The 26,323-nt window shown below is 64.9% G+C and carries 26 protein-coding genes; 8 read left to right on the top strand and 18 right to left on the bottom strand.

Features of this window, described 5'->3' with window-relative positions; genetic code table 11:
• Positions 1-16 precede the first annotated feature (16 nt).
• Positions 17-715, top strand: a complete 699-nt coding sequence (locus ACYVJH_RS03345) for a 4'-phosphopantetheinyl transferase family protein (RefSeq protein WP_460453235.1) — start codon at positions 17-19, stop codon at positions 713-715.
• Here the strand turns inward: ACYVJH_RS03345 and cueR are convergent, their stop codons facing one another.
• The gene (gene cueR, locus ACYVJH_RS03340; RefSeq protein WP_460453234.1) at positions 716-1,165 is read right to left on the bottom strand and encodes a Cu(I)-responsive transcriptional regulator; all 450 of its coding nucleotides are present in this window, start codon (positions 1,163-1,165) and stop codon (positions 716-718) included.
• A gap of 15 nt (positions 1,166-1,180) precedes the next feature.
• Complete coding sequence (locus ACYVJH_RS03335) at positions 1,181-3,640, bottom strand: heavy metal translocating P-type ATPase (protein ID WP_460453233.1); 2,460 nt, start codon at positions 3,638-3,640, stop codon at positions 1,181-1,183.
• A 165-nt stretch (positions 3,641-3,805) separates the two neighbouring features.
• Between ACYVJH_RS03335 and ACYVJH_RS03330 the strand changes: the two genes are divergently transcribed.
• On the top strand, positions 3,806-4,060 hold the full coding sequence (locus ACYVJH_RS03330; RefSeq protein ID WP_460453232.1) for a heavy-metal-associated domain-containing protein: 255 nt from the start codon (positions 3,806-3,808) through the stop codon (positions 4,058-4,060).
• A 62-nt stretch (positions 4,061-4,122) separates the two neighbouring features.
• A complete protein-coding gene (locus tag ACYVJH_RS03325) occupies positions 4,123-4,467 on the top strand; it encodes an antibiotic biosynthesis monooxygenase family protein (RefSeq protein ID WP_460453231.1) in 345 nt (114 codons plus the stop codon).
• 9 nt (positions 4,468-4,476) lie between these two features.
• Here the strand turns inward: ACYVJH_RS03325 and ACYVJH_RS03320 are convergent, their stop codons facing one another.
• From ACYVJH_RS03320 to ACYVJH_RS03275, 10 genes are all read right to left on the bottom strand, one after another.
• Positions 4,477-4,971 (bottom strand): DUF411 domain-containing protein, encoded by a 495-nt coding sequence (locus ACYVJH_RS03320; RefSeq protein WP_460453230.1) that lies wholly within the window; start codon positions 4,969-4,971, stop codon positions 4,477-4,479.
• A gap of 14 nt (positions 4,972-4,985) precedes the next feature.
• A complete protein-coding gene (locus ACYVJH_RS03315; protein ID WP_460453229.1) occupies positions 4,986-6,290 on the bottom strand; it encodes a multicopper oxidase family protein in 1,305 nt (434 codons plus the stop codon).
• Positions 6,287-8,062, bottom strand: a complete 1,776-nt coding sequence (locus ACYVJH_RS03310) for a TolC family protein (RefSeq protein WP_460453228.1) — start codon at positions 8,060-8,062, stop codon at positions 6,287-6,289. Before ACYVJH_RS03310 ends, ACYVJH_RS03315 begins: the two co-directional genes overlap by 4 nt.
• Before the next feature lie 87 nt (positions 8,063-8,149).
• Positions 8,150-8,500 (bottom strand): CopL family metal-binding regulatory protein, encoded by a 351-nt coding sequence (locus ACYVJH_RS03305; RefSeq protein WP_460453227.1) that lies wholly within the window; start codon positions 8,498-8,500, stop codon positions 8,150-8,152.
• Between the two features lie 58 nt (positions 8,501-8,558).
• Positions 8,559-9,524 carry an SRPBCC family protein gene (locus tag ACYVJH_RS03300; protein WP_460453226.1) on the bottom strand — a complete coding sequence of 322 codons (966 nt, stop codon included), beginning with the start codon at positions 9,522-9,524 and terminating at the stop codon, positions 8,559-8,561.
• Between the two features lie 50 nt (positions 9,525-9,574).
• Entirely contained in the window at positions 9,575-10,549 is a 975-nt protein-coding gene (locus ACYVJH_RS03295; RefSeq protein WP_460453225.1) for an acyl-CoA desaturase, read from the bottom strand.
• Between the two features lie 90 nt (positions 10,550-10,639).
• On the bottom strand, positions 10,640-11,068 hold the full coding sequence (locus ACYVJH_RS03290) for a hypothetical protein (RefSeq protein WP_460453224.1): 429 nt from the start codon (positions 11,066-11,068) through the stop codon (positions 10,640-10,642).
• Entirely contained in the window at positions 11,065-13,182 is a 2,118-nt protein-coding gene (locus ACYVJH_RS03285; protein WP_460453223.1) for a toll/interleukin-1 receptor domain-containing protein, read from the bottom strand. Before ACYVJH_RS03285 ends, ACYVJH_RS03290 begins: the two co-directional genes overlap by 4 nt.
• Positions 13,179-14,909 (bottom strand): hypothetical protein, encoded by a 1,731-nt coding sequence (locus tag ACYVJH_RS03280; RefSeq protein ID WP_460453222.1) that lies wholly within the window; start codon positions 14,907-14,909, stop codon positions 13,179-13,181. The genes ACYVJH_RS03285 and ACYVJH_RS03280 overlap by 4 nt, the downstream gene beginning before the upstream one ends.
• A 207-nt stretch (positions 14,910-15,116) precedes the next feature.
• Complete coding sequence (locus tag ACYVJH_RS03275; protein ID WP_460453221.1) at positions 15,117-15,767, bottom strand: glutathione S-transferase family protein; 651 nt, start codon at positions 15,765-15,767, stop codon at positions 15,117-15,119.
• Positions 15,768-16,076: 309 nt separating this feature from the next.
• On the opposite strand from ACYVJH_RS03275, the gene ACYVJH_RS03270 reads away from it, so the two are divergent.
• A complete protein-coding gene (locus ACYVJH_RS03270) occupies positions 16,077-16,346 on the top strand; it encodes an MbcA/ParS/Xre antitoxin family protein (protein WP_460453220.1) in 270 nt (89 codons plus the stop codon).
• 11 nt (positions 16,347-16,357) lie between these two features.
• On the top strand, positions 16,358-16,747 hold the full coding sequence (locus tag ACYVJH_RS03265; RefSeq protein WP_460453219.1) for an MbcA/ParS/Xre antitoxin family protein: 390 nt from the start codon (positions 16,358-16,360) through the stop codon (positions 16,745-16,747).
• Between the two features lie 54 nt (positions 16,748-16,801).
• On the opposite strand, the gene ACYVJH_RS03260 is transcribed toward ACYVJH_RS03265, so the two are convergent.
• Positions 16,802-17,683: a DNA-binding protein gene (locus ACYVJH_RS03260; RefSeq protein WP_460453218.1), complete on the bottom strand. Its 882-nt coding sequence runs from the start codon at positions 17,681-17,683 to the stop codon at positions 16,802-16,804.
• A 104-nt stretch (positions 17,684-17,787) separates the two neighbouring features.
• Here ACYVJH_RS03260 and ACYVJH_RS03255 point away from each other — a divergent pair, with 104 nt between their 5' ends.
• From ACYVJH_RS03255 to ACYVJH_RS03245, 3 genes are all read left to right on the top strand, one after another.
• Positions 17,788-18,873 carry a site-specific integrase gene (locus ACYVJH_RS03255; RefSeq protein WP_460453217.1) on the top strand — a complete coding sequence of 362 codons (1,086 nt, stop codon included), beginning with the start codon at positions 17,788-17,790 and terminating at the stop codon, positions 18,871-18,873.
• A 288-nt stretch (positions 18,874-19,161) separates the two neighbouring features.
• Positions 19,162-20,205 carry a DUF262 domain-containing protein gene (locus ACYVJH_RS03250; protein WP_460453216.1) on the top strand — a complete coding sequence of 348 codons (1,044 nt, stop codon included), beginning with the start codon at positions 19,162-19,164 and terminating at the stop codon, positions 20,203-20,205.
• A 2-nt stretch (positions 20,206-20,207) separates the two neighbouring features.
• Positions 20,208-20,831, top strand: a complete 624-nt coding sequence (locus ACYVJH_RS03245; RefSeq protein WP_460453215.1) for a hypothetical protein — start codon at positions 20,208-20,210, stop codon at positions 20,829-20,831.
• 221 nt (positions 20,832-21,052) lie between these two features.
• On the opposite strand, the gene ACYVJH_RS03240 is transcribed toward ACYVJH_RS03245, so the two are convergent.
• The 5 genes from ACYVJH_RS03240 to ACYVJH_RS03220 all read right to left on the bottom strand — a co-directional run bounded on the left by ACYVJH_RS03240 (position 21,053) and on the right by ACYVJH_RS03220 (position 26,303).
• Positions 21,053-21,934, bottom strand: a complete 882-nt coding sequence (locus tag ACYVJH_RS03240; RefSeq protein WP_460453214.1) for a CBS domain-containing protein — start codon at positions 21,932-21,934, stop codon at positions 21,053-21,055.
• Positions 21,935-21,959: 25 nt separating this feature from the next.
• Positions 21,960-22,997 carry a hypothetical protein gene (locus tag ACYVJH_RS03235; protein WP_460453213.1) on the bottom strand — a complete coding sequence of 346 codons (1,038 nt, stop codon included), beginning with the start codon at positions 22,995-22,997 and terminating at the stop codon, positions 21,960-21,962.
• A 223-nt stretch (positions 22,998-23,220) separates the two neighbouring features.
• A complete protein-coding gene (locus ACYVJH_RS03230) occupies positions 23,221-23,922 on the bottom strand; it encodes a hypothetical protein (RefSeq protein ID WP_460453212.1) in 702 nt (233 codons plus the stop codon).
• 176 nt (positions 23,923-24,098) lie between these two features.
• Positions 24,099-24,956 (bottom strand): hypothetical protein, encoded by an 858-nt coding sequence (locus ACYVJH_RS03225; protein WP_460453211.1) that lies wholly within the window; start codon positions 24,954-24,956, stop codon positions 24,099-24,101.
• A gap of 150 nt (positions 24,957-25,106) precedes the next feature.
• Positions 25,107-26,303, bottom strand: coding sequence for a toll/interleukin-1 receptor domain-containing protein (locus tag ACYVJH_RS03220; RefSeq protein ID WP_460453210.1), 1,197 nt, complete (start codon positions 26,301-26,303; stop codon positions 25,107-25,109).
• Between the last annotated feature and the right edge of the window lie 20 nt (positions 26,304-26,323).

The raw sequence follows: 26,323 nt of genomic DNA, 5'->3' as shown, positions 1-26,323 counted from the left end.
AGGCTGACCCGGTCCGATGGCCGACTGCCACGTCGAACTGGCCGCGCTGGAGGCGATCGAATCGCTGGCCACGGTCGGCCTGGACTGGCTGGACGCGGCCGAACGCCGACGCCTCGATGCCATCAGCGCGCCGCTGCGGCGGCGACAGTTTCTTGCAGGGCACTGGCTGGTGCGCGACCTGGCGGCACGCTCCCGGGGCGACACGGCCACCGACTGGCGCCTGGAAACCGACGACCGCGGCCAGCCGGCGCTTCGCCGTGGCAATGCCCGCCTGGCGGCATCGATCAGCCACAGCGGTGGTTTTGTCGCCGTGGTCGTGGCGAGCCAGCCCGTCGGCCTCGACCTGGAATTCCCGGGACGTCCGCGCGACCTGGCGGCACTGGCGGCGTTCACCTTTTCGCCGCAGGAATGCCGTGCCCTCGAAAGCGCCCCGGCGGAGCAGAAGGTGCGGCAGTTCCTGTCGACCTGGAGCCTCAAGGAGGCCTACGGCAAACGTGCCGGGGACGGCCTGCAGCCTTCGCGCGCCCGGCAGACGCTTGCACGCGAAGCCGACCCGGCAACCGCCGAAGCCTGGCTGTGGAACCTGCCGGAGCAGGGCGTGCTCAGCCTGGCCGCCTGGCCCGGCGCCCGGATCGCGATGCAGGCCTCGCCGGTCCTTGCCGCGCCGAGTACCTGGCGCTACGAAAGCCTGCCGCCCCCGACCGGGGGCGACTGACTACATTTCGCCGGCCGCCAGGTCGTCGAGGATGGGGCAGTCGGGCCGGTTGTCGCCGTGGCAATGTTTCGCCAGTGTTTCCAGCGTGCGCTGCATCGCCTGCATCTCGGCGATCCGCTGCGACAGGTCTCGCGCATGCGTCAGCGCCAGCTGTTTGACCTCCGCGCTGCTGCGCCCCGGGTCGGACCACAGGCCGAGCAGTTGCTCTATCTGCTTCATGGAGAACCCCAGCGTGCGCGCCCGCTTGATGAAACGCAGGCGGTGCAGGTCGGCATCGTTGTACAGCCGGTAATTGGCGAAGGTGCGGCTGGCCGGCGGAATCAGCCCGGTCGCCTCGTAGTGCCGGATCATCTTCGCCGAGACCCCGGTCAGGGCCGAGGCCTCGCCGATGTTGTGCAGTCCCTGACCCTTGGCTTCGGAAAGTTCAGGGCGAATGACGTGACGTGACATGGTCGTCTCCTGGGGTCAGTGATGCGCACGCGGCGACCAGCGCCGCAGCAGCAGGGTGTTGGACACGACGCTGACGCTCGACAGTGCCATGGCGGCGCCAGCGACGACGGGATCGAGCAGGCCTGCCGCGGCCAGCGGAATGCCGACGATGTTGTAGACGAAGGCCCAGAACAGGTTCTGGTGGATCTTGCGGGTGGTCCGACGCGAGATGTCGATGGCATCGGCTACCAGGCGGGGATCGCCACGCATCAGGGTGATGCCGGCCGCATGCATGGCCACGTCGGTGCCGCCGCCCATGGCGAAGCCGACGTCGGCGGCCGCAAGCGCCGGCGCGTCGTTGATGCCGTCGCCCACCATTCCCACGCTTCCGTCGGCCGCCAACGCGCGCACGACATCGGCCTTGTCGCCGGGCAATACTTCGGCGCGGACGTCGTCGGGAACGATGCCCAGGGCGGAAGCCACGGCGTTCGCAGCACCAGCGTTGTCGCCGGACACCATGACGGTGCGGATGCCCTGGGCCTGCAGGAAGGCCACCGCCTCCGCCGCTTCCGGTCGCGGCGGATCGCCGAAGGAAAGCATGCCGGCCAGCGCCAGCGCGTTGTCCTGGCCGATGGCCAGCCAGGACACCGAGCGCCCGAGCTCCGCCTGTGCCTGTCCTTCGACGGCCAGGCCCGCAAGGGGCACACCGAGTTCAGCCATTAGGCGGGCGCTGCCAAGCACCGCGCGCCGACCCTGCACGCGACCCTCGATGCCACGCCCCTGCAGCACGACCGTATCCTGCGCCGGTGGCGGCAGGCCGCCTTGCGCCTTGGCGGCCGCCAGCACGGCGCGGGCGAGAGGGTGCTCACTGCCTTGTTGCAAGGCCGCGGCCAGCATAACCAGCGCCGTTTCATCGCCATCAACGGCTATCGCGGCAGCCAGTTCGGGCCGGCCCACGGTCAGGGTGCCGGTCTTGTCGAAGGCGACCGTGCGCAGGGTGCGGGTGGTTTCCAGGGCTTCGGCGTCCTTGATCAGGATGCCCGCCCGGGCGGCGACGCCGGTGCCCGCCATGATCGCCGTGGGCGTGGCCAGGCCAAGCGCACAGGGGCAGGCAATCACCAGCACGGCGACGGCATTGAGCATCGCCGCCGTCCAATCGTGGGTGGCGAACCCCCAGCCAAGCAGGGTAGCCACGGCGATGGCGACAACCACCGGAACGAAGACGGCGCTGACGCGGTCGACGATGCGCTGGATCGGCGCCTTCGTGGCCTGGGCGTCCTCGACCAGGCGGATGATCCGCGACAGGGCTGTTTCCGCGCCGACGGCGTTCGTACGCACCAGTAGGCGACCCTCCGCGTTGACGGCACCTCCCGTCACCTTGTCGCCCGGCTCCTTGGCCACCGGCAGCGATTCGCCGCTCAGGAGGGACTCGTCGGCGTGGCTGCGGCCTTCCAGGACCTCGCCGTCGACGGGAATGCGCTCGCCTGGCAGGACCACCACGTCGTCGCCGACGCGAACCTGCGAAAGCGGCACCTCGACTTCATGGCCATTGGCATGCCTGACCCGCGCGACTGAGGGTCGCAGCGCCTGCAGGGCACGAATGGCATCGGTGGTCTGGCGCTTGGCGCGCGCCTCCAGCCACTTGCCCATCAGGATCAGCGTGATGATCACCGCGGAGGCTTCGAAGTAGAGCGGTGGTTCGCCGTGGTGCGGCTGGGTGAACAGCAGGTGGTAGACGCTCAGGCCGTAGCCCGCACTGGTGCCCAGCGCGACCAGCAGGTCCATGTTGCCGGTGCGGGCCTTGATGGCTTTCCAGGCCGCCTTGTAGAAGCGCGCACCCAACCAGAACTGGACCGGTGTCGCCAGCGCCAATTGCCACCAGCCCGGCAGCGCCCAGTGCGCGTCGAAGGCCATGCCGAGCATGGGCAGCGCCAAGGGCAAGGAGAGCAGGGCGGCGATGATCAGGTGCCGACGTTCGCGATCGGCCGCCTTCGCCTGCGGCGTCGTCGGCGCGGCGGCATCGCCGGGCACGCCGCTGGCCGCCTGGGGATCCTCGGCCGCGATGGAATAGCCGGCGTCGGCGATCGCGTCCACCAACGATTCGCGGGAGGTCCCGGGCAGGACCTGGATGCGCGCGGTTTCGGTAGCGAGGTTCACGCTGGCCGATTGCACGCCCGGCACCCGGCCCAAGGCCTTCTCGACCCGACCCACGCACGAAGCGCAGGTCATGCCGAGGATCGCCATGGAGATCTCCTCGATGGCGACGCCGTAGCCCGCTTTTTCCACCGCGCTGGCAAGGGCGGCGGCCGAGGTGCTGCCGTCGGTGGCTACGGTGGCTGTTTCCGTGGCGAGGTTGACGCTGGCGGACTGTACGCCCGGCACCTGGGCCAGGGCTTTTTCAACCCGGCCCACGCACGAGGCACAGGTCATGCCGGTGACGCCAAACCGGAAATGAGACGTGGCGTCGATGGGGGGGGTGAGCAACATCGTGTTCATGGCAGGGCTCCTGCAAGGGGTGGATGCAGGCTGGGGCTTCCCATCATGGCAAGGTCAACCGGCTTGTCCAGTGGCTCGGCAGGGGCCTTGACCTTGCCCCCGGGGCAATCCGGACGATGCCGCCGTACCGGCCCCTGGCCGGCCCCACAAACTCCGGAGAAAGTCATGAAATTCAATGTCAGCCCACTCACGTGCGGTCGCTGCGTCATCACCATCACTCAGGCCCTGGTGGCTGTCGAACCGGATGCCCGGGTGACGGTCAACCTGGCGGCCGGCACCGTCGACTACGACGGCGGCCTGGACGCCGCTGCGGTCGCCGCGACCCTGGCCCCGCACGGGTACAGCGCGGTTCCTACCGACGCCCCGGCCGATCCGGCCCCGGCGACCGCCGACCACTGCTGCGGCACCTGCCACGCCTGACCCTTCGCGCTGCGCTGCGCCAGGCTTATCCTGCGCGCAGCCGGCGCCCTCCCGAGACGACCATGTACATCGCAGCTTTCCATTGGCTACCCGACCAGTACGACGAGCAGTTCCACCAGCTCAACGCGCAAATCGACGCCGTCGCGCGCGCCAATCCGGGTTTCGTCGGCGTCGAGTCCTGGCAGAGCGGCGACGGCGCCCGTCGATGCGCCACTTACTATTGGCGCGACCTCGCGTCGCTCCAGGCGTTTGCAACCGATCCCGCGCACCTGCAAGCCAAGCGCCAGTACGCGCGCTGGTACGCGGGTTACCAGATCGTCATCTCCGAAGTCGTGCGCAGCTACGGCGACGGACGCATGCCGCACCTGGCCGCCGCGCAGGGCGCTGCCGAAGTTCCGAACCGCTAGGCCCGCGTCTCAGCCGCCGTGGCGGGAGAACGCCGTGGCCTTGCCGTCTGGCGTGATCAGCTCGACGGTGTAGGGCTGCACGCGACCGTCCGGCATTTCCATGCCGGGTGAACCGGCCGGCATGCCCGGCACCGTCAGCCCGCGGGCCTCGGGACGCTCGCGCAGCAGACGCTTGACGTCGTCGGCAGGCACGTGGCCCTCGACGAAATAACCGTCCACCTCGGCGGTGTGGCACGAGCCCTTCGCGGGCGGGATGCCGACGCGGGCCTTAACCGGGCCGAGGTCCTCGGCTTCGACGACCTTCACTTCGAAGCCTTCGGCGCGCATGTGTTCCACCCATTTCGTGCAGCAGCCGCAGTAGGGGCTCTTGTGCACGGTGACCAGGGGCAGGCTGTTGTCCACCGGGCTGGCATTGGCGGAATCCGCGGGGGAGGGCTGCGCGGCGGCGACCGGCGCGGCGAACAGCAGCGCGACCAGGGCGAGGCGGATGGCGGTGATTTTCATGGGACGTCTCCTGCTCAGGTGTTGCGGCGCACGGGGGCGCCGAAAGAGGGGTCGCTGCTGACGCGGCGGGCGACCGTGCCGGGCGGGTTCGCGTACCAGCCCGGGTCGCTGTAGTCACCGGGGCGGATGTCATCGCGCACCTTGACCACGGTGAACATGCCGCCCATCTCGATGTTCCCGAACGGACCCTTGCCGGCCATCATCGCCAGTGTGTTCTCCGGGCCCTTCATGTGGCCGCTGTCGGTGTGTTCCTGGTGTTCGGCCATGCCGTGCTGGCCCATGGCCATGTAGCCGGGCAGCATCCGGCGGATCTTCTGCTCCACGCCCGACTGGTCCACGCCCTGGGTGTTGGGGACTTCGTGGCCCATCGGCCCCATGGTGTGGTGCGACATGTGGCAGTGGAAGGCCCAGTCACCGGGCACGGCGGTGAACTCGATGTCGCGCATCTGGCCGACGCCGATGATTTCGGTCACTTCCCGGCGCCACTGCGCCTTTGGCCAGCGGCCACCATCGCTGCCGGTCACTTCGAACTGCACGCCATGCAGGTGGATCGGGTGGTTCCACATGCTCAGGTTGCCCACGCGGATCCGCACCCGCTCGCCGGTGCGCGCAACCATCGGTTCGATGGCCGGAAAGACCTTGGAATTGAAGGTCCACAGGTCGAAATCCTGCATCACCGACGGATCGGGGCGGTAGGTACCCGGGTGCAGGGCGAAGTTGTGCAACAGCAGGGCGTAGTCGCGGTCGACGTGGTCGCCACCCTTGGGGTGGATGATCAGCAGTCCCATCATGCCCATCGCCAGCTGCACCATTTCGTCGGCGTGCGGGTGGTACATGTGGGTGCCGTGCTGGACCAGGTCGAACTCGTAGGCGAAGGTCTCGCCAGGCTTGATCTGCGGCTGCGACAGGCCACCGACGCCGTCCATGCCGCTGGGCAGGATCAGTCCGTGCCAGTGGATGGTGGTGGCTTCCTTGAGGCGGTTGGTGACATAGATGCGAATGCGGTCTCCCTGCACGGCTTCGATGGTCGGGCCGGGCGTGGAACCGTTGTAGCCCCAGACCACGGCCTTCGAGCCCGGCGCGAATTCGTGCTCGAATTCTTCGGCGACCAGATGGAACTCCTTGACGCCGCCATTCATGCGGTGGGGCAGGGACCAGCCGTTGAGCGTGCGCACCTTGCCGTGGGCGCGCCGCGCCGCGGGTGCGTTTTCAGTTGCCGTGCGCGCCGCCGGCGCGGTCTGGGCGAGGGCGGGCAGGGCGGCGGCACCGGCCAGGCCGGCGCCGGCGCCGATCAGAAGCTTTCGTCGGGACAGGCTCATGGGGTGGCTCCGTGGTGGTCTTGGTGTTCATCGGCTTGGGTGTCGTCGCCGGACTCTTCGGGCACGTCGGCGGGCTCAGGGCTCGCCGGCATGTCGTGGCCGGAATGGTCCATGCCTTCGTGCTTGGAGTGGTCCATCGCTTCCGGCTCGGCGGGTGGTGCCGTCTGATGCATCGAATGGTCCATGCCTTCGTGCTTGGAGTGGTCCATCGATTCCGCCTCGGCGGGCGGCGCCGCCTGGTGCATCGAATGGTCCATGCCTTCGTGCCTGGAGTGGTCCATCGCTTCCGGCTCGGCGGGCGGTGCCGATTGATGCATCGAATGGTCCATCCCGCCGTGCGCCGAGTGATCCATGGGCGGCGCTTCTTCCGGGCCCAGGATTTCCTGCACGGACGGCGTACGCGCCTGAATGCCGGCGTCGCTGGGCAGGCGGCGGCCGACCAGGCGGGCCAGGTCGACGCGGGCCAGCCAGTAGTCGCGCACGGCCTCCAGGTAGGCCTGGTAGGCATCGTATTCGGCGACCTTGGCCTGGATCAGCTCGAACACCCCGATCAGCATGAAGTTCTGGCGCTCCTGCTGGCGCGCCACGATCGATTCGCGCTGCGGCACCAGCGCGAGGCGATGCGTGTCCACCACCTCGCGCAGCGAGGCCACGGTCTGTGCGGCCATGCGCACGCCGTTGTCGGCCGCCAGTTCGGCCTGCTGCACGCGGGCCAGCGCTTCCATCAGCCGGGCTTCGGCGCGGGCCAGCTTGGCCTGGCCCTGGTTGAAGATCGGCAGTTCCAGCGAGATTTCCGGGCCCTGCAGGCGGGCGCCGTCGGCCTCGCGCTCGCGTTCGTAGCCGATCTCGCTGCCACCGAACCAGCGCAGCGTGCGCGTAAGCCCCAGGGCATCGGCGAGCACCTCCGCCTCGGCGCGCGCCGCCAGTACCGCCAGGTTGCCGTCGCGGGCCAGGCTTGCCAGTTGCTCGGGGTCGTCTTCCGTAGGTACCGGCAGGGGCAGCGACTCGCTGGCTTCCCAGTTGGTTTCTTCGCCGCGCAAGCCCAGCAGGGTGTGCAGGGCCAGCCGGTGGCGGCCGGCATCGGCGCGCGCCTGCAGGGCTTCGATGTAGGCCTGGCTGGCGGCAGCCTGTTCCTGCGCCAGCTGCAGCGCACTGATGTTGCCGGCGGCGTGGAAACGCCCGGCCAGTTCGGCGCTGACTGCGGCCGCCTCGCTGACCGCCTCGCGCATGCCCGCGACCTGTCGGGCGGTGACGTAGGCGTACCAGGCCGCTTCCACGTCGGCGACGGTGTCGAGCACCGCGCCGGCGACGTCGTAGCGCGCCCGGTCGTAGTCGGTGGCCGCCAGGCGTGCCTTGGCGGGCAGCAGCAGCAGGTCGAGCAGCGGCATCGACAGGCCGGTGGTTCGATTGTGGCCGCCGCCGTCGATGGACAGGCGCTGGAAGGACAGGCGCGGGTTTTCAATCTCCACCGCTTCGAGCACCTCGGCCCGGGCCAGGCCGAGGCGGGCGTAATGTTCGCGCAGACGCGGACTGCGCAGCATCGCCACGCGGGTGGCGGCATCGAGGGTCATCGGTTCGGACAGCCAGCGATCGAGGCTTGCGGCCTCCTCGTCGGTGCCGGCCACGGCCGACCAGTCGACGGCGGGGCCGCCGCGTTCGGCGAGCAGTTCGCTGATGTCGGCGTCACGCGGCTGCGGTGCCAGCGACGCGCAGCCGGCCAACGCGGAACCAAGGACCAGCGCCAGCATGGCGCGGGAGGGTAGGGCATTCATGGGAATCTCCAGAAGCGTCCCGGGAAGGGACCCGGCCCGGTAACGGCCGGGCAGCAGCAAGGACGGCGGACGGACGTCCGCCGGGCTTCAGGCGATGGGAGGTCGCGTGGCCGGCAGTGTCCTCGCCGGGGCACGGCTGGCGGTGGCCAGCAGCGCCTGGTCGGAGCCGTGGGCGACCGACGCCGGCTGGTGCAGCACCACCACGCTGGCCGGACTGTGCTGCAGGCAGTCGCAGCGGCAGTCGCCACCTTCGCAGCAGTCGCCGAGGCTGGCTGCATCGGGGGCCGTGCCGACCAGCTCGCCGTCCATGCCATGGCAGGGCGACTGCATCGCTGCCTCGGGTGCCGGGTGCATGGCCTGGGCAAACCCGGGCGCCACGCCGCCGGCCACGAGGGCCAGGGCGAGCACCAGGTATCTCAGGACGCGGAAAACGGACATGGCGCGGAGTTTACACCTGACGGGTGCAGCCAGCGTGAGCCTTGACCCGGGGGCAAGGTCAAGCCGGTCCGGTGCCGGCCACCGCTTCGCTGCGCACCCGATAGAAGTCCAGGATCACCTCGCTGAAATCACCGATCAGCCAGCGGGCCAGCGGCTCGGCATACCAGTCGAAATCGGTGCTGACCCGGTACTGCATTTCAATCTCGAGCACCGTCGCCTGGCCACGTGGCGTGAGCCTGTAAGTGGTGCCCACGAGGTCGAAGTAGTCGCCACCGATGCGCACGTGGTCGTCGAGCGCGCCCGGCGGCACGGAGCCGGGCCCGAACCGGTAGCGCCAGTGCACGCGGCGTCCGGGCTCCCAGTCCGAGGCAACCTGGGTGAAATGAATGCCCTTGCCCATGCGCACGTCGCGGACCAGGCCATCGGCGGTTTCTTCGGTGACCCCGGCCAGGGGCATTGGCACGCCGATGCGGTACATCCAGGCGGTTTCCACTTCGCCCGGGGCGATCCGGTCGGCGTCCAGCAGGTGCTGCCAGACTTCGCTCGCCGGGGCCTGCACCAGCACCTGGCGCCGCACGTTTTCAACGCTGTGCACACGCGGCCCCGGGTCGCCTCCCAGCGCGCCGAGCAACAAGGGCAGCGCGGCGAAGCAGCCCAGGGTGCCGCGTGGCCAGTTGGTGAACCGGCAGACCAGGCCCATCAGCAGCCCGCCCACGGCGCCGATCGCGGTGAACAGCGGCAGGATCAGGATGGCGCAGATGAGACCTTCGACCAGGATTGCCAGGCTGCCCACCACGAACAGCACGTTCGCGAAGGCCGCGGACCCGGCGTAATAGCCCCAGCTGCGCCGGTGGCTGCGCTCGGCGACATAGACCGTGACCATGCCCACCACGAGCGGCGCCAGGTAGACGAAAGCCGCCAGCATCGGCGTATACGCCTGTCCCGAATCGCCCGAGAAAACCAGCCGCAGCAGCAGGCCCGTGGCCGCACCACAAAGCAGCGGCCACCAGAACGAATAAGGCATGGAACGTGGCTTGGGCGGCGGCGGGAGGATCTGATCTTCTTTCGGGGAATTCATTCGGCGAGAAGGACCTTGGGAGGACAGTGGTGATCGCCAGCCGGCAATCGGCGAAGTTCCGGACGGTACGGCAGGTCGACGGGCAGGCGCAGGCCCGACACGAGACCGATCCGGCGCAGGCCGCAAAGGGCCCACCAGCCGGGATCCCATTCGCCGGGATACAGGCCCAGCCGCGAAGAGCCGGGAAATGCGTGGTGGTTGTTGTGCCAGCATTCGCCCATGGTCAGCAGCGAGAACAGCGGTACGTTGCGGCCCTGGACCGCGGCACCGACCACTTCGTGCTGCATGTGGCCATGGTTGTGCGCGAAGTAGCCCACCAGCCAGTGCCCGAACACCCCGGCCGTGACCCGCGCACACACTCCCCAGAAAACGAATCCCCAGCCGCCGACCGCCAGGAGCAGCAGCGCCACCCCCAGGTGATGCCACATCCAGCTGCGCTCCAGGAAACGAAGGAAAACGTCCCCGCTGATTCGCGATTCGAGTTCGATGCGCGGCGGGTGCTCGAGGCGGAGCTCGCAGTGCAACTGCCACCAGGCATCGACCAGGAAAGAGCGGCGGTGGGCCAGGAAATCATGGCAATCGGGCAAGCGCTGGGCGAAGTCGCGCAGATCGTGGGTGCGCACCATGGACAGCGGCCCCGCCAGACCGACCTGGGTGCCGCACCAGACCAGCAGGTACTCCAGCCAGCGTGGACACTGGAATCCGTCGTGCACCAGCTTGCGGTGCATGCCCAGGGAATGGCCCAGCAGCAGCACGGTGACCGTGCTGCCGACGAACAGCGCGAACGCGGCCCAGCTGAAGGTCAGCGCGCCACCGACGACCGCCGCCAGGGCCATGCCCGAGAACCAGAGCGAGCGCACCGGCTCCCAGTGCACGCGGCCCTGGCTGACGCTGCGCACGATGGCGGCGACGTCCTTCGATGTCTGTACCCGATGGGCGCCCAGGCTAGGGGGCAATTCATCGGCTGGCATGGCGTCTCCCCGGCGCGTTCCATCGGCCAAATCGCGCTCATCATGACCGACTAAGCGCAGCGGGGCGAGCCAAAGGAATGTATCGGTGGCTCAGGCGGGAGGGCGGTTTACGATCGGCGGGTCGATAAGGCCAAGCGCTTCTTCGTTGATGCCGACCACGAGCATGGCGAACTCGTAGCTCGAGTCCGTGTTGGCGGTGTCGGTCAGGGTCAGCGTCGAACTGCTGCCGGAAAGATTGAGCACGACATTGGGAAAGGCGCAGGCGCCGTTGGGGTCCTTCTTGCCCGGGTCCGTTTCCCTGAAGCAGATGCCGGCCAGCAGGTAATCGCCGGTGGCGGTGAAGACGATCTGCACCGGGCTGGCCGATGTAACGGTCAGGGTGTTGTCGGTCGGGTCCAGGCTGACCACCGAGCCCCCGTCGGCAAGCGACATGCTGTAGCTGCAATAGCGATTGTGGCCACCGATCTTGTGGAACTTGTCGATGGTGAAGGTGACGGTGGGCAGGCTCGGCTCGGTCATGGTGCGGTCCTCGTTGCTGCGGGCGAGCCCGCGGAAGGAATGGCGCAGGCCGCGGGCGGGGCGTCGAACACGCCGCCGGCCTGCCGCAGCCGCCCCAGGTTTGCCTCGGCGGCGTCGAACTCGCCAAGTTCGCGCTGGATCGAGACCAGGGATTCGAGGTGGCCGAAGGCGGGTTCGCCGGCTCCCGCATCGAGCAATCGCGCCAGCGCCTGGCGCCGAAGCGCGCTGGCGGCCCCGGTGTCCCCGCGGCGTTCCAGCAGGCTGGCCTGGAGCTGGTCATGCCTGGCGGAAAGCTGGCGCAGCGTGTCCGAGGGCTCGCGCTGCCAGGCTTTTGAAAGGGGTTCGTCCGCCTGCGCCAGCGCGGCCGCCGCGTCGCCGGAACGGTCGGCAAGCAGAGCCAGTTCGGCGTCGATCAGTGCGGCGCGCGCGAAGTAGGTGATGGCGAGATTGTCTTCCGGCGCCTCGGCCAGCGCCTGTGCCAGTACCTCACGGGCCTCGGCGACCGCCGCCTCGGCCGCCTGGGTGTCGCCGCAGGCTTTTTCGACGGACGCCAGGGACAGCAGCGTATTGCCGTGCGAGCGGCGCCAGGCGGTGTTTTCCGGATCGTGCCGCGACAGCGCCGACGCTGCGACAACGGCGTCGCGCAGGCCTTCGCGCGCCTCGGCCAGCTTTCCCTGGCGCATGCGGACCTTGGCCAGCTGCACCGAGGTATCGATGCGGTTGTCGGTCCAGGCCATCACCTTGGGCTCCTGCGCCTGGTTGGCGGCATGGCCCTGGTCGGCCTCCAGGAAATACGCTTCGGACTGGGCCAGCCGGCCCAGGCGCTCGTTCACCGCGCCGAGCCAGGAAGCGACGTTGGCGGCCTCGAAACGCAGCAGGGTGTCGTCGGGGTGCCCGGGCAGCCAGGCCCGGTAGAGCGCCAGCTCGCTTTCGAAGGCGGCGGCGGCTTCGGCGTGGCGTCCCCGGCTGTCATCGAGCACGGCCAGGTTGTGATGGCCGTAGGCCACTTCGCGCTGCCAGTCGAAACGCGTCGGGTCGAGCGCCGCCAGGGCTTCGGACCGGTCGCGATATGAGCGCAGCCAGGTTTCGGCCGTGTCGAGGTCTCGCTGGCGCCAGGCCACCAGCCCGATCCAGTACTCGGCCTGCGCGAGGTCGAACAGGCGGCCGCCGTCATCGGGGGCGCGCCGCGAGAGTTCGAGCGCACGCGCATGCGCCGCCGAGAACGCCGCCAGCGCCTGCGCATGTTCACCCTGGTCCAGGCGCACCTGGCCGATCTGCGTCAGCGCCCGTGCCTGCTGCGACAGCGCGGTGTCGGTCTGGTCGCGGGAGGGCAGGGAGTCGAAATAATCGAGCGCCTTGTCGCCGACCGCATCAAGCAGGTCGAGGCGCCCGACGCGCTCGAGCTTGGGCCGCAGGTCGTCGATCATGAAGCCCAGCAGGTCTTCGGCCTGGGCCTGGCGACGCAGGGCGTCGTTGCGTGCGACGTGCGCCTGGCCGGCCAGCACCGCGGCCACCGCCATGCCGGCCACGGAGGCCGTGGTGATCCAGGCCAGGCGCCGCTGCCGCCGCTGCGCCTCCCGTTGGCGCAGGTCGTCCAGGCCCAGGCCCAGCAGGCCCGCGATCAGTTTCTGGCGGGCGAGGGCAGGGCCGTCGCCACTTTCGCTCAGGTCGGCGGCGATGGGTTCGGGCGCTGCCTCTTCCGGGTCGATCACTTCGACCAGGGCGGGCGGGAAGAGGGGGCCCGCGCGGCCGCCAGGCTCCGCGGGCACCAGCAGGCAATGGATGCGGTCACTGCGGCCGAGGCGACGATAGCTTCGGATTTCTTCGTTGACCCAGGGCGAAGCGGCCGCGGCCGGCGAGCAGATGACCACCAGCGCATCCGAGGCGTCAAGCGCCTGGGTGATGCGGCCACCCAGGTCATTGGCGCTGGCCAGTTCCTCGCGGTCGCGGAACACCGGCGCCAGCCGGGCGGGCACCGGCCCATACTCGCCGGCCGTGCCGACCAGGCGACGCGGCACCCGGAACGACTCGAGCTGCTTTTGCAGCCACTTCGCCCAGTGCGTATCGGCGTGGCTGTAGCTGATGAAGGCGGCGTAGCGGCGCGGGGCGGTCATTGCGGGGCCTGCAGCTCAAGTGGGCGGTCGCGATGGAGCAGGATCCACTCTGCGTGTTCCTCCAGGCAGGCACGCCCGAGGGCCAGGAGCAGTTCGCGCCGCTCCTCGTCCGTCGCGGCGCGCGCCAGCCGGATGCTGCAGCTGGCGAAAAGTCGCGCCATGAACTGGAACTGCTTGATCAGCTCCTTGTCGGCCTTCTTGAAGGAGTAGGCCTCACGAATGCCGGCGATCAGCGGCAGCAGGCCCATGAAGATCACCAGGCCCGCCTGGCTGGACTCGTCCAGCAGCGGCCCTCCCACCGCCAGCACCAGCGCACCGCCCAGGCCGGCCAGCAACGCCAGGCGACCAAGGCGTTCGGTGTAGAGAAAGGCGCGGGCCCGCTGCTGGCTGCCGCGGCGAAAATAGCCGAGCTGACCGGTGGCGCCGTCGGCGTCGCCGACCCAGTTGTCTATCGTCCACTGCAGCCAGCGCGCGTCGGGGTTGGCCCCGCTGTCCTGGACCAGGCTGGTGCCGCGCATCGCGTGGCGGATCCAGCTCAGGTCGACGTCCTGCTTCTGCAGGAAGCTGTCGTAGCCCAGGCTGCCGTCGGCCGGCACCTGCACCCCGGCCAGACGCCAGTAGAGCTGCACCCGCAGGCCTTCGGACAAGCCCCGGTAGTCGAGGTACTTGCGCTGCCACTGGCGGCGCTGGCCGACCCAGGCAACCGCGTAACCGAGCAGGAAAAGCCCGAGGAAGGCGACCACAAGTTCCCGGCGCGGCACCAGGTCCGAATAGATGATGAAGGACAGGCCCATCAGCGCAGCCGCGAGGTGCGTGGCCTGCAGGTTCATCCGCACGCGCTGGCGAAAGTGCAGGGCCAGCCAGTCGGCGGCACCGAACAGGCGTTCGATGCGCACGATGCCAGCGGGTACCGGCGCCGGCGGCTCGGCCGGCAGCAGGCGAGGGTAGTTGGCCTCTATGGCATGCCAATGCCGCTGGGTGTCGAGGTTGAAGGCCGACATTTGCCCGAACATGCGGCGATAGGCAGCGGGCACCACGACGCTGTCGTCGGCAGCCCCTTCGGCCGTCAGCCAGCGGCCGACGCCGGGCACCTGCAGGGGTGACGCGCCGCCGGGTGCCAGCTGGCGTGAACAGGCGATATGGAAAACGAGGTCGCTTTCGTCATCGGCCAAAAGGTTGGGAGCGACCTCGCGGGGGCTGACCTGGGGCATGACATTGGCGATATGGAAGGCCACGACCTGCCCGGTTCCACCCAGGGCCGTGCTGGGCTTCCCGTCCCAAAGCGCCAGCAGCACCTGGCAATGGGAAGAAATGAACATCCCTAGTTGCGCGTACTGGAGGTTTCGGGCCTGGCCGCGCTCGCGGATGGCTTCTTCGGTGATACCCGGCGCCAAAGGCAGCACGCGCACCTGGCTTCCGGCCAGGAGCTCGCGGAATTCGGTGAGCGACTCCGCTGACTCGAAGTCCCGCTCGTATTCCGCCACGGAAAAGGGCAGGGGCACGAACAGGGGCACCGCCTGCGCCACGGCGGCACGGGCCGCGATGCGATCGCCGCCTTCGGCGAGCGGATTGAGCATGAGCAGCGGGAGATGGGGAAACTGCGCCCGCAGGGAGCGAATGAGATCGGTCACCCGGGCATGCAGCGCCGCATGCTCCCCGACGGGGATGTCCCTGTGCCCGGTGACGCCAATCACCAGGGTGAGCAAGGCATCGTGGACCTGCGGCATCGTTTCCCCCAGGGACGCGGCGCCCAATTGCAGCGGGCAATCATCAGGCAACGGCACATGCGTGCAAGACCGGCCAAGCGCAAGCAAGCTGCCCGATTCCGAAATCCGCGCAGGACAGGGCACCTGCCATGAGCATTCCCGGCGTTTGACACAGGGCCTGCCGCCGCCTGGACATCAGCCAGGGGCCGGGCTCGCGGGAAGCCTGGATCAGTCGGTGAGGCGCTTGAGGCTGTCGAGCCGGATGCCCTCGGCGGCCACGGCGCCCGCCATGGCCGGATGCGCAGCCATGCGCGTGCGCAGCGCTTCGCATTCGGGGCCCAGGCCCTGTGGATCGACGGCGGCGGACCAGCGCAGGAATACCGCGGTATAGAACGCCAGGAAACCTTCCGGCTCGCCCTGGCCCCAGCTTCCCTCGGCCAGGCGCTGTTCGAGTTCGCCATGGAATTCGCGCAGGCGACGGGTTGCCGTCGACCTGAGCGTGTCATGGGCCGCCGGGTCGTCGGCGAACCAGGGCGCGATCCACAGTGCGCGATACAAGGGGTGGATGTCCGATGACAGCCGCAGGATGGCCGCCATGTCTTGCGCCCGGGCGAAATCGTCGGTCGGCAGCAGCGCCGCCTGCGGGAAGCGGCGGTCGAGGTAATCGGCGATGGCGACCACTTCGACCAGCGCACGGCCATCCACCGCCAGCGTCGGAACGCGCGCCTGGGGATTGAGGCGCAGATAGTCCGGGGCCAGCTGCTGCTTCTCGCGCAGATCCACGCGAACCGCCTCGAAGTCGGCCTGGGCTTGCAGGAGCGCGGCGTGGACGGCAAGCGAACACGCACCAGGGGAGTAGAAGAACACCAGGGAAGCCATGCGGTTGCCGGGTTGGGTCGAGCAGGCGGCAATAGTGGGGCTTGCTCCCCAGGCAAGGTCAATCGCCCGGATGGGGGATCATTATCGAATTGACATAATATACATTATGCGCAATACGAAATAGATAACCAATTGATTCGATTAGGGATGATTAGAGGCGGGATCACTATAAATGTGAGTTTTCGGGCAGTAATGGTGTGAGGTGGTCTGGTTTCGAGAAACTCACATTTTTACTTACCACTCGAGTCGCTCTTCGTTTCCCCCAGCAAGTCTCGACCATCCATAACTCGCGCGCAAGCGCGGTATAGGATGAAGAAAACATCTGAGGGATCTGCGATGTCGACCTTAGGGAGCCTTCCCAGCGAGCTGCTGGATGTCAAAGAACGAATTCAAGCTGCAATCGACGCAGGCGGCCAGGCACCATCCCACTTCGATCTCGATCAATGGTTGCGAGAATGGCTGGAGCACCCACAGCCTGCGCTTGGCGGTGCACGCCCCGTACAACTCTTGGATACGGCGGAGGGTCGGGAGTCGGTCCGCAGAGCATTGGGCTCCTTGCTTAGTGGCGCCTACCAATAGGCCATGACGCAATGAAGACGGCTGAACTCACTCCGCCTGTCCGCCCGGAACTGGCTGACGTTGGCTTACGGACCTTTTTCAACATCGCCCGGAAGTGGAACCTATCCAGCCAAGAAGCGCGTTGCTTGCTCGGATCTCCGGAACCGGCTACCTACTCGCGCTGGAAGCGCGGCCAACGTGGGCCTGTGACCGTCGATGTTTTAGAGCGCATCAGCTGCATCCTAGGCATCTACAAGGCTCTCCATCTGCTCTTCGCGGAGGCTGGACAAGCCGACAGTTGGTTGAGACGGGCAAACGAAGCTTCGATATTCGGTGGGCGTAGTGCGCTCGATCGAATGTTGGCCGGCGACGTCGCGGACCTGCATGCAGTCAGGCAGTACCTTGACGCGCAGAGAGGTTAAGCTCGGCTTCCGGAGAGAACACCCTGGGAATTCTCATCCGGCTAACGGGTCACATTAGCTCTTCGGTGAGCGGCGACGCGGGGAAGCCACGGCCTTACTTGCGCGAGAGGCCGTTCGCGAGAGCTGGCGCTCCAGCACCTGAACCCGGGCCTGTGCCGCAGCGGCCTCCCGCTCGGCTTGGTTCCGGGCGGTATCCGCGGCCTGCCGTGCCTGGTCCGCGGTCCGCAGGGCTGCGGCGTGTTCCCGGTCCCGGGTGACTCGCTCACTCTTGGCGGCCTTCAGTTCTTGGCGCAGGCGGTCAACCTCGGCATGGGCGCGGTCTTCAATTCGACGAACGTGGGCTTGCAGCTCCGCGCGCTCGGCCGCTGCCGCAGCGCGCGCGGATTCCGCATCGGATAGCGACTTGCGGAGGCGGGCGTCGAGCGCATCGCCTCGCTCAGTCAGGTCCTGCACCCGCACCTCGAGCTTAGCCACTTGCCGGAGCAGATCGCTCACCCGCTGGTCACTAATGACCAGCGCCGCCTGCGACCCATCGGCCACTGCAACGGCGGCCTGCCGGGCGCGATCCGCAGCCTCGGCAGCGGCGCGCTCTCGGGCGATGGTGGTCTCCATTGCAGTGAGGGCCTCCGCCAACGCCGCTCGTTCCGGCGCGACAGCTGCCTCGGCATGCGCCTGCCCTGCTGCCAGCGCTGCCTCCCAAAGCGCGGACGCCGCATCCACAACAGCCGCCGGCGCGTCCGGTACAGCCGCGGATTGGCGCTGCTCTGCAAGTCGCTCCCCCAGACCCTGCCACCAGACGTCCAGCATGCGCGTCAGGGTGTTTGGAGACCCGGTGCCGAGCTTGGCTCGGACCCGTTCGATGGTGGGCCGCTCGCCTCCCTTGAGCAGCTGCTCAATCGCGGCATTGACCTGTTCCTGGGTGACACCCCGTGCCATTTAAAGTCCTCCTATTGCACCGCCCTACCCCACGCTTGACCTACCAACGATAAGGGATGATTATCGTTGGTACGTGTCAACTATTGTAGTACAGACTACATATTATGAAGAATAAGGATACCCTGCCCGCCCTCGCCTCACCCGCCGCCGGACTCGTGTTGCCCGAACAGCTCGCGCAACAGGCCGCGGATGCCGTACGTGAGCTGCTGGCCGAAGCGGCGGCCGCCAATACGACACGCAGCTACGCCTCGGCCCTACGTTACTGGGCCGGCTGGCACGTGGCTCGCTATGGCATTGAGCTGCGCTTCCCGACGCCCGAGGCGACCGTTCTACAGTTCCTGGTCGACCACACGGCCCGCCGGACTGACGACGGGCGCTTGGCCTGGGAGTTGCCGCCGGAGGTCGATCAGGCTCTCGTGGCTGCGGGTCTCAAAGCCAAGATCGGCGCATGGACCCTAGCCACCGTTCGGCACCGACTGGCCGTCTTGTCGACCGCCCATCGCCTTAAACACCTGGCCAATCCATGTGAGCAGCCAGCGGTTCGGACTGTTCTTAGCCGAGCTGGCCGGGCCGCCGTGAAACGCGGTGAGCGCCCGCGCAAGAAGACGGCCATCACCCTGACCGAGCTCGAGGCGATGCTGGCCACCTGCGACGACAGTCTGGAGGGACTGCGTGACCGGGCCCTGCTCTGCTTTGGGTTCGCCAGCGGTGGGCGGCGACGTAGCGAAATCGCGGCAGCGGACGTCCGGGATCTCCGTCGGATTGGCCCGCAGGGCTACATCTACCGGCTAGAACACAGCAAGACGCAGCAAGCCGGTGTAACCGCGTCCTCGACCCCGGACAAGCCGGTGCTCGATCGGGCAGCGGTGGCGCTGGAAGACTGGCTCGAAGCCTCTGGGATTGCGGAGGGGGCGATCTTCCGGCGGCTGTGGAAGAGGCGCGTCGGCCCTGCCCTGTCCCCTGCCGCCGTGGGCGAGATCGTGCAACGACGGGCACGCCAGGCGGGACTGGAGGGCGATTTTGGCGGCCACAGCCTCAGGTCCGGGTTCGTGACCGAGGCGAGCCGCCAGGGCGTGGCGTTGCCAGCCATCATGCAACTGACTGAGCACCGGGCGGTTTCGAGCGTGATTGGCTACTTCCAATCTGGTGGCGCGACGTCGAATCCTGCTGCTCGTCTTTTAGAGGACTGACCAAGCTTTTCCAATGTCTTATGTCGCTTCTCGGCCAATAGCAGTCGCGCAATTGTCCGGCGGAAGTGAGCGGCACTGGGACTTTCTGACTATTTGCGGGTACCTTCGCGCATCAATAGCATCGGGTGGTCAGGTATAGCATTCGAAGCGCGCCGCTGGCCTGCGAGCTGAATAGTCTTGGTCGTGGTATACGGATCCAGAATCTGGCGCTGACCGCGACTTTTTCCGAGGAACAAATCCGCCTACGCCAAGAGTTGAATAGATCCGACCACCTGCAACTGGAATCCCATGAAAAACTTTGATACCCGCACCTACAACATCTCAGACTTTATCGAATGGGAAAGCAAAGGGCAGCTCGAGCTTTCTCCGAAGTTTCAGCGAAAGTCCGTTTGGACGGAGCGGGCGAAGTCTTATCTTGTCGACACGGTCCTTCGTGGCAAGCCTATTCCAAAAATTCTCATTACGCAGTCATTGCGTGATGGGAAGAACATTCGCACGGTTATCGACGGCCAACAACGACTACGGGCCATCTTGGGATACTACGCCGGCGAGTTTGCTCTTTCGCGAGCACACAATGCTGAGCTGGCTGGCTATCTATACGAAAACCTGGACCAAGACATAAAAGCAGAGTTTCTAAAGTATGAAATTGGCGTAGATATGCTGTTCGATTTGAGCTACGAGGACACATTGGATGTTTTTGCTAGGCTCAACACTTACTCCGTGAAGCTCAACCCTCAAGAGCTTCTGAACGCCCAGTATTTGGGCTTCTTTAAGCAGGCTGCACACAGCCTTGGGCTTAGGCACGTACGCTATTGGATTGAAGGCGGCGTGATGAGTGAGAAACAAGTGACTCGAATGGCAGAGGCTGAGCTCGGCTCCGATCTCTTGGGAATGCTCATCGACGGCATACAGTCAAAGAAGCAAATCCCGAGCTACTTTCGAAAGTATGACGACAAAGAAGTTGAGGTCGCGGCCGCCGAGAAAAAGTTTCTCGGCACGATGGCTTACGTAGGTGCTCTGTATCCTCCTGAACAACTGAAAGTTACAAACTGGGCACGCGTCCACTTCTTCAATTCTCTCTTTTGCGCGGTAGCGCACTGTCTATACGGCCTGCCGGGGGCGAGTGATATTCCTCGAAAGAGTTTGACCAAAGGTGGTCTTAGTTCGGCCCGGGCAAAGCTGGATGAGATCACAGCTCAGTACGATGCGGTGACGGTGGATGGGGCAAGGCCGACCATGGACCTCTTGAAGTTTATTGAGACCTCTCGGCGCGCCACAACTGATGCGTCGAGCCGAAAAGCACGTGTGTCCTACATCTGCGCCCAGCTTTGAACATGGATTACGCGACGTCCTATGCTAGTTTCCTTGAGATCTTGGAAACCACCCGGAAGCTTCAGGAAAAGACCAACAGCGACGATGGAGTAGACAAGGCCGGCAGAGACCTCATTTTTGAGTCGATGTTCCTAGCGGCATTCCGCGCCCTCGAGAATCTTCTAGAAGATTGCTTCATCTACAGTATGCAGGGCATTGTCAATTTGAGTGGTTCGGCAATTCCGCGCCATGCGAGCCCAACAAGTCGCCGGCACGCTAGGGAAATGCTTATGGGGGCCCAAACCGTACTGGATTGGACAACTTCTGGAGCCATCACTCGCAGGTTTGAGACTTTTCTCCAGGACAAGAACTCTGGGCTTTATCTGGGCGTAGTAGGTGGCAGCTCCACATTGAGCACGGCAAAGGACCTGAGAAATCACATCGCTCACAATTCTGACGAGAGCGGGGTCAAATACGTCAAAGTTGTCGGGGTTTTCTACCCAACGCCGCCGTTAACCATCCCAACGCCCGGGCATCTTCTTCAGGGCACGCCGAGCGTGGGGCCAGCAAAGAATAGACAAGTGTTGACCTATTTTCGCGAGCAGTTCATTTCGATCGCCAAGAACATTACCGCTGCTCCCCCTTAGCCCAGCCAGCGCACGAACTGGTTCACATGCCGGCGGTTTAGATCCTCGATGGTCAGTTGGTCTGCTTTGGGTCGGAAGCGGCCCTTCCCTACCCCCGATAAACATCCCTAATTAAGAACGGTAGCCAAGTCCGCCTCCGGCCAGGAGCGGACGACATAGCGATTGTCCGCCCTGAGCAAGTATTCCCCTTGTACTTGCTCGAACCGCGACTTGAGTCGCACTTACCACAACGCGCCCAAGTCGATGGTGGCCAGTTCTTGGGCCTGACGCTCAACTTCCAAATCCGAAGTTCCGACGATCTGATCGATGCGCTGCACCAGCGTAATCAGCTCCGACCAGGAGCGGCCGCTGACCAAGTCATACTGACTGTGAGCGAGGTTGTTTCTAAGGTGTTCCACATTGCCCAGAACGTCTTCGGCCTGGTTGCGCGATGCGAAGCCAAGAAGCGCACGTAAAGATGCGCTCTTCACGACCAGCGTGTGCTTGTCACCGATCTCCAGGCACTGCAGCAAGGGCAGCGGTTGGCCCCGTCGCATGCGTTCACTTTGCCGTTTCCGCGTTGCCTCCATCCGCGTCATGGTCAGCTTTTCGTGCCAAGTATCGTCAGGGTATTCGACGCTGACCCAGTAGCCAAGATGAAACTCCAGCAACGAGATCAAACCGAACAGGTAGCTGCGTACTAGTGGCTTGTTGAGGTCGGCACGCGTCACGATGCCCGTGACTGTTCCGGAGGCGCCGACGAATACTACTTCATGCCGACTTAAACGATCGAGCAGGTCAGGCACTGCCAGGTCCGCCCCCACAATCAGGTCGGCATCAATGGGCCGCATGTGATCAGCGACGATGCCCGATAGCAGATCCTCGCGGCGCACATAGCCGACCACACGGCCACGCTGCGCGCGCTTGACGCCGGCGACATCAAAATCCAGAAGTCGAAGCTCGTCGGCCATCTGGGTAGCAAGCGCATGCGCGGGCGCTGAGCGAAGCGGCTCCGCCAGGGCGCTAACCAAGATTTTCTGTCCCAGCGTCTCATTCAGGTCACACAGACGCGTACCGTGGCGCCGATAGCCGGTGCGTGGTGACATCCACAGCTGGTAGCCCATGCGCGGTCTCGTTCAAGGGGGTGACCTACTTGGCCAGATTGCGGGCTATGTAGTCAATGTGCTCGCTGGCCTGACTGTCCTTCCGAAACGCCTTCTCCGCCTCGAAGTCAATCGATGGCAGCAAGTGGATGAGCTGATCATCACGATACAACTCAAGCGCGTTGGAAAATCCTTCGCCGGCCAATCGATGGCCGGTGACCACATTGGCAGAGCCGATGGCCGCCCCCACGAGCACATCGGCCAGCTGCACGGGGGCGCTGTCCAGCGAGCGTACCTGCGAAACCTCAGTCAGCTTGAGCGGATAGCGCGTGCTAGCCAACGCGGTGTGCTTGAACTGCACGGCGTCCCCGTGCGCGATCATGCGCTGCAACAACGCGTGATAGGCCAGAAGGTTCTTGGATTCGTCGTGCTCGATACGGTACGGGCCCTCGGCGGATGCTTCGAGCCGATTGACCAAGCCACTGAGCACCACAAAGGCCGCATCCGTGGTTACGCCCGGATGCGTGATGGCGGCGATGCAGTCGGAATCGGCCTGCGCCATCGGCCCCAGTGCTTCGGGCATCTGTTCCCAGTTGCAAGCGCGTACCGCCGCGACGAGTGCCGCTACGGCCTGAGGCGTCTTCTTCTTAACGGCTTCCTGGAAGGCAATGAGCACTGTTTTGAACTCAGCTTTTCCCAACAGCGCTGGACCGGCCACGTACAACATCGAGGCCAACGAATAGTTTTGGCCGCTCTCGTAAAAATTGACGCCACGGCGGTAGTAGTAGGGTTCGGCAGCGTAGTCGAGAAAATGAAGCAATAGAAGAAGGCGCTTATCGCACACGAAGGTCGTGACGGGGTAATTACCGAGCACTTCGGTCTGAAGGGCCAAGAGCCGGTCCCGATTGCCCGGCCGTCGAGCGAGTGCGGTGTACTTGAGCTCCGCCGATTTGAGCTTGGGGAAATGGGCCTGGATCAGCCGTTCGGCCTCGTCGGGCGGAATGGCGATCGCGCACGCTCCTTGAAAAGGCTGATCCGCGTTGAGCAGGTCCGCGCCGGTATACCCGCTTTCGTCGATGGACACTGTACGCATAGGAAACCCCTGAACTTCCGCAGCGGGAAATATAATCATGGGGGCACCCAGGCCCCACTCAAGGCACGCGCACCACGATTTTTCGTTTGTTTCCGATCGGTGGGCCCCTTTGTTTTGCTCAGACCTCGGACCCAGAACCAGCGGCGCGGTCATTCTCGATAGGTAGCGGCGATTATGTGCGACGAAATTAAGAGTTGTAGCTATTCAGTTCCAACTAGAGACGGTCAATAGCTGACTGTATAGGGTCGGCATCGAGTTGCCCGTCGATGAAACTCCATCTGGCAAGAACAGACCAAAGGAAGCGGCCAAGAGATTTCACTTGATCGTAGCGGTCATACTGCGAATGCTTCAGCCGGTAGACGCTCTCGTTCAATTGCTTCAACAGGGAATGGGCGTCGTCGCCGTCGATAGGAACGTGATCCAGGAAGTAGGCAACATCTCTTGTGAAGAGATCCATGGCGAGGGTTATCTCGTGTAATCGAAGGTCATCGGACTGAAGGCCGTTAATCGCGGCATACCACTGTCTATTCTCGTCGCTAGAGAAGTACGCCTTGAACTCCTTGTGGTCTGAAAGCTGCCGCGGCAGCTCGGAGTCATGGGTGCCGCCAGCGGCCCAAAGCAAGCTCTGAATAACTTCTTCTTTGAAATATTGGTACCTTCTGCTGAGGTTGGTCCGAAGCATATTTCTTCGGCGGCGCTCAGGCGAATAGACGACCATAACCCAGAAAATGAAGGCGACCAGATAGCCGGTCGATAAGCCAAAAACAATGGTGTTTGACCAGCCAAGGCTCAGAAGCACCGTCTCTACGGCACCTCCTCGAAGCATTGACGGAACCGGCTCACCGCTTGATACGAACATCGCGAGGAGTGAGAGCGCGGCGAGTGCGGGCAGTGCGATATTCTTCGGCTTGGACACAACTACCTCCCGTTTGAGTTATGTCGATCCATTCTTTGTGGTCGTTCACGTCGCTTGGGTTGACAACGGGCCGCGATCTGAATGCATCTTGCCAAGAAAAGAGTGTCCGTCCGTAACTGGCCTCATCAGGCGGCCTTGAACATCGGAGTGGCCCGTGACCGCACGAAACCCAAGGGCTAGGCAGCGCCGCTGTCCTCCCACTCAAGGGACGACTTCGTCTTCAAGTAGTAGGGCGCGGTGAACGGTTGGACATAGGGCGTCTGGCGCGCCTCATTGAGAAGACGATGGAACCACTGGTGTTCAAGAGACTCTGGTGCCACGCCTGGCAAGGGCCTGAATCGGTACATGCCTGGGAGCGGGCCGTCTACGTAGACGATGTGTTGGCGGTAGACAGGCACTATGTAGCGATAGAGCGCCCATGAAAGATTGTTGATCAGCTCTGCGAGCCAGCTGCCGTAGTAAATGAAAATGTTCTCGCCGAACTGCTCTCGGAGGTCATCCAAAACGAATGGAATCTGCTCCAGTGGTAATGAGTGCCCCTGGTCATCAAGTAGCGTCTGGACCTGCTTGCATACGCTGGTAAGCCGCGCCGCATTGTGCTTTGCCTGATTGCCGACAATTCTCAGAAGACCGATCCTCGATACCGAGAGACGCACGTTGATACTGACGCTGCCCAACCAAACTTTTGGATGGATGACTTGGTCGAGCCACCGTCTCATCGAGGAAGCAGCTTCTGCGAGCTCCTTCGCTGGTCCAGGACCTGATAGCCGCGGATTGGCGCCTGCTCTTTCAATGACGTCCAGGCAAGACAGGGGCTCACCTAAGAGCTCCTTACTGCCTTTCTCGTGAGTGAAGTCCAAGAGGCGGATGCAGAAGAGGTCGCGGTGCGGGGTGGACTTGAAGACAACCTCCGCTTCCCCCGGAGAGTCCGTGAGCTCACGAAAATCCAAGACGCAATGGTTGACCAAGTCGCGCAATGCCTCAAAGGCCACGCACAGACCTATGGCCTCTTTAACCTCAGGATGGGTTGGCATCGGGACTGCTCGGCGTGAAGTCGTGATTCCGAGAAAGCGACGGCAAGAGCGGGCTCCCGTTCCCTCCCTTCGCCAGTAAACTCGCCGCTTTTCTGCACAGCTGTGCTGTATTCGGTCTCTTGGCCCAACGTATTGCGTGCCGCAGCACAATCAAGACCGACTGCGCACGAAGCGCCTGGTGGCGTCCGTCCTACAAATCTCGTAGCCAATATAGGGACCGGTGGCGAGCGCCGTCGTGATTCGCGCCGCGCCGCGCTCGTCGAGGTAGGCCATTGCGGGGTTCAGTCGCCGAGGTTCCCAGCCATAACGGTCTGCGACCCGAGACGGCTCCTTGGGGAAATCGGGGTCGTTGACGAGTTCGGAGGCCAGTCGGAGCGCATCATCTGCCGGATTCCATGGCATCCAGTAGGCGTCAAACTCCGCATAGAAGGCTTGTTTGGGTAGGATCGTGCCATAGCCGGTTTTGAGCCAGTGCCTGAGCTCATGGAGCGCGTCGACGACATCGTCCTCGGGTAGTGACGTTTTCTGAATCAGCTCGGCTTGGTTACTTTGGACGTCGCCAAGTGTGCCATGGCGGCTCTGTTCGACGAAAACCTTGGCAATGGCCATGGCCGCTGGACTGTATCGAGCCTTTGGCAGCGTCGTAATCGCCGGCGCCGGACCCAATGCGGGCTTTCGCGAGACGCCGTGAATATCGTTGATCAGCTGCGAGATTTCGGTGAGGTCGGCGTCGATATGGGGCGAGAGCGATCCGGCCAGCAGTGGGGGCAGTTGCTTTGTCTCAATCCCATGGCGCAGGCCAATGAACTTGGCATCGCGGGATACCTTCTGCACGAAACCGGCATCCATCTCCTCCTGAACCCAAGGTCGATCGATGGACGAGGGGGTCAGCAGAACGACGAAGTGGGTGCATTCGCCAATGCCTTGGTCGACTTTGCGTCGAATGCTCTCGCCGGCAAGGATTTCCCACTCGGACCACCAGGTAGAAATGCCGTTAGATTGCAGCGCATGGGCGATGCGCCCTGCCAAGTCGCGATCCTCCCAGCCAAAACTCAAAAATACCTTCGGCGCAGCTAGCGTGATCGTGTCATCACTTTGACCACTCAAGTCAGTCTCCACACCAATATCCTCCCGAACCCGCTCCAGTAGGCTTGGAGTGCCTTCAATGCGCAGGCTCATATCCTCGAGGGACTCGCCGTCGACTACAACGGTGGCGAATTCACCAGATTCGGGGTCTCGGATGGAGGACACCCGCTCACGAAGCTCGTCTGCCACTATTTTGGTGGCCGCCTTCTTTAGCGCCCTTGAGAAGTCGTTCGCATTAAATGGTTTGCCATTGAATTTCATGACCACGACCTTCTCCCGAT

The sequence above is a fragment of the Arenimonas aestuarii genome (assembly GCF_054781715.1).
Note: the sequence above shows the minus strand (reverse complement) of the source record. Positions and strands in the feature narration are given on the sequence as shown.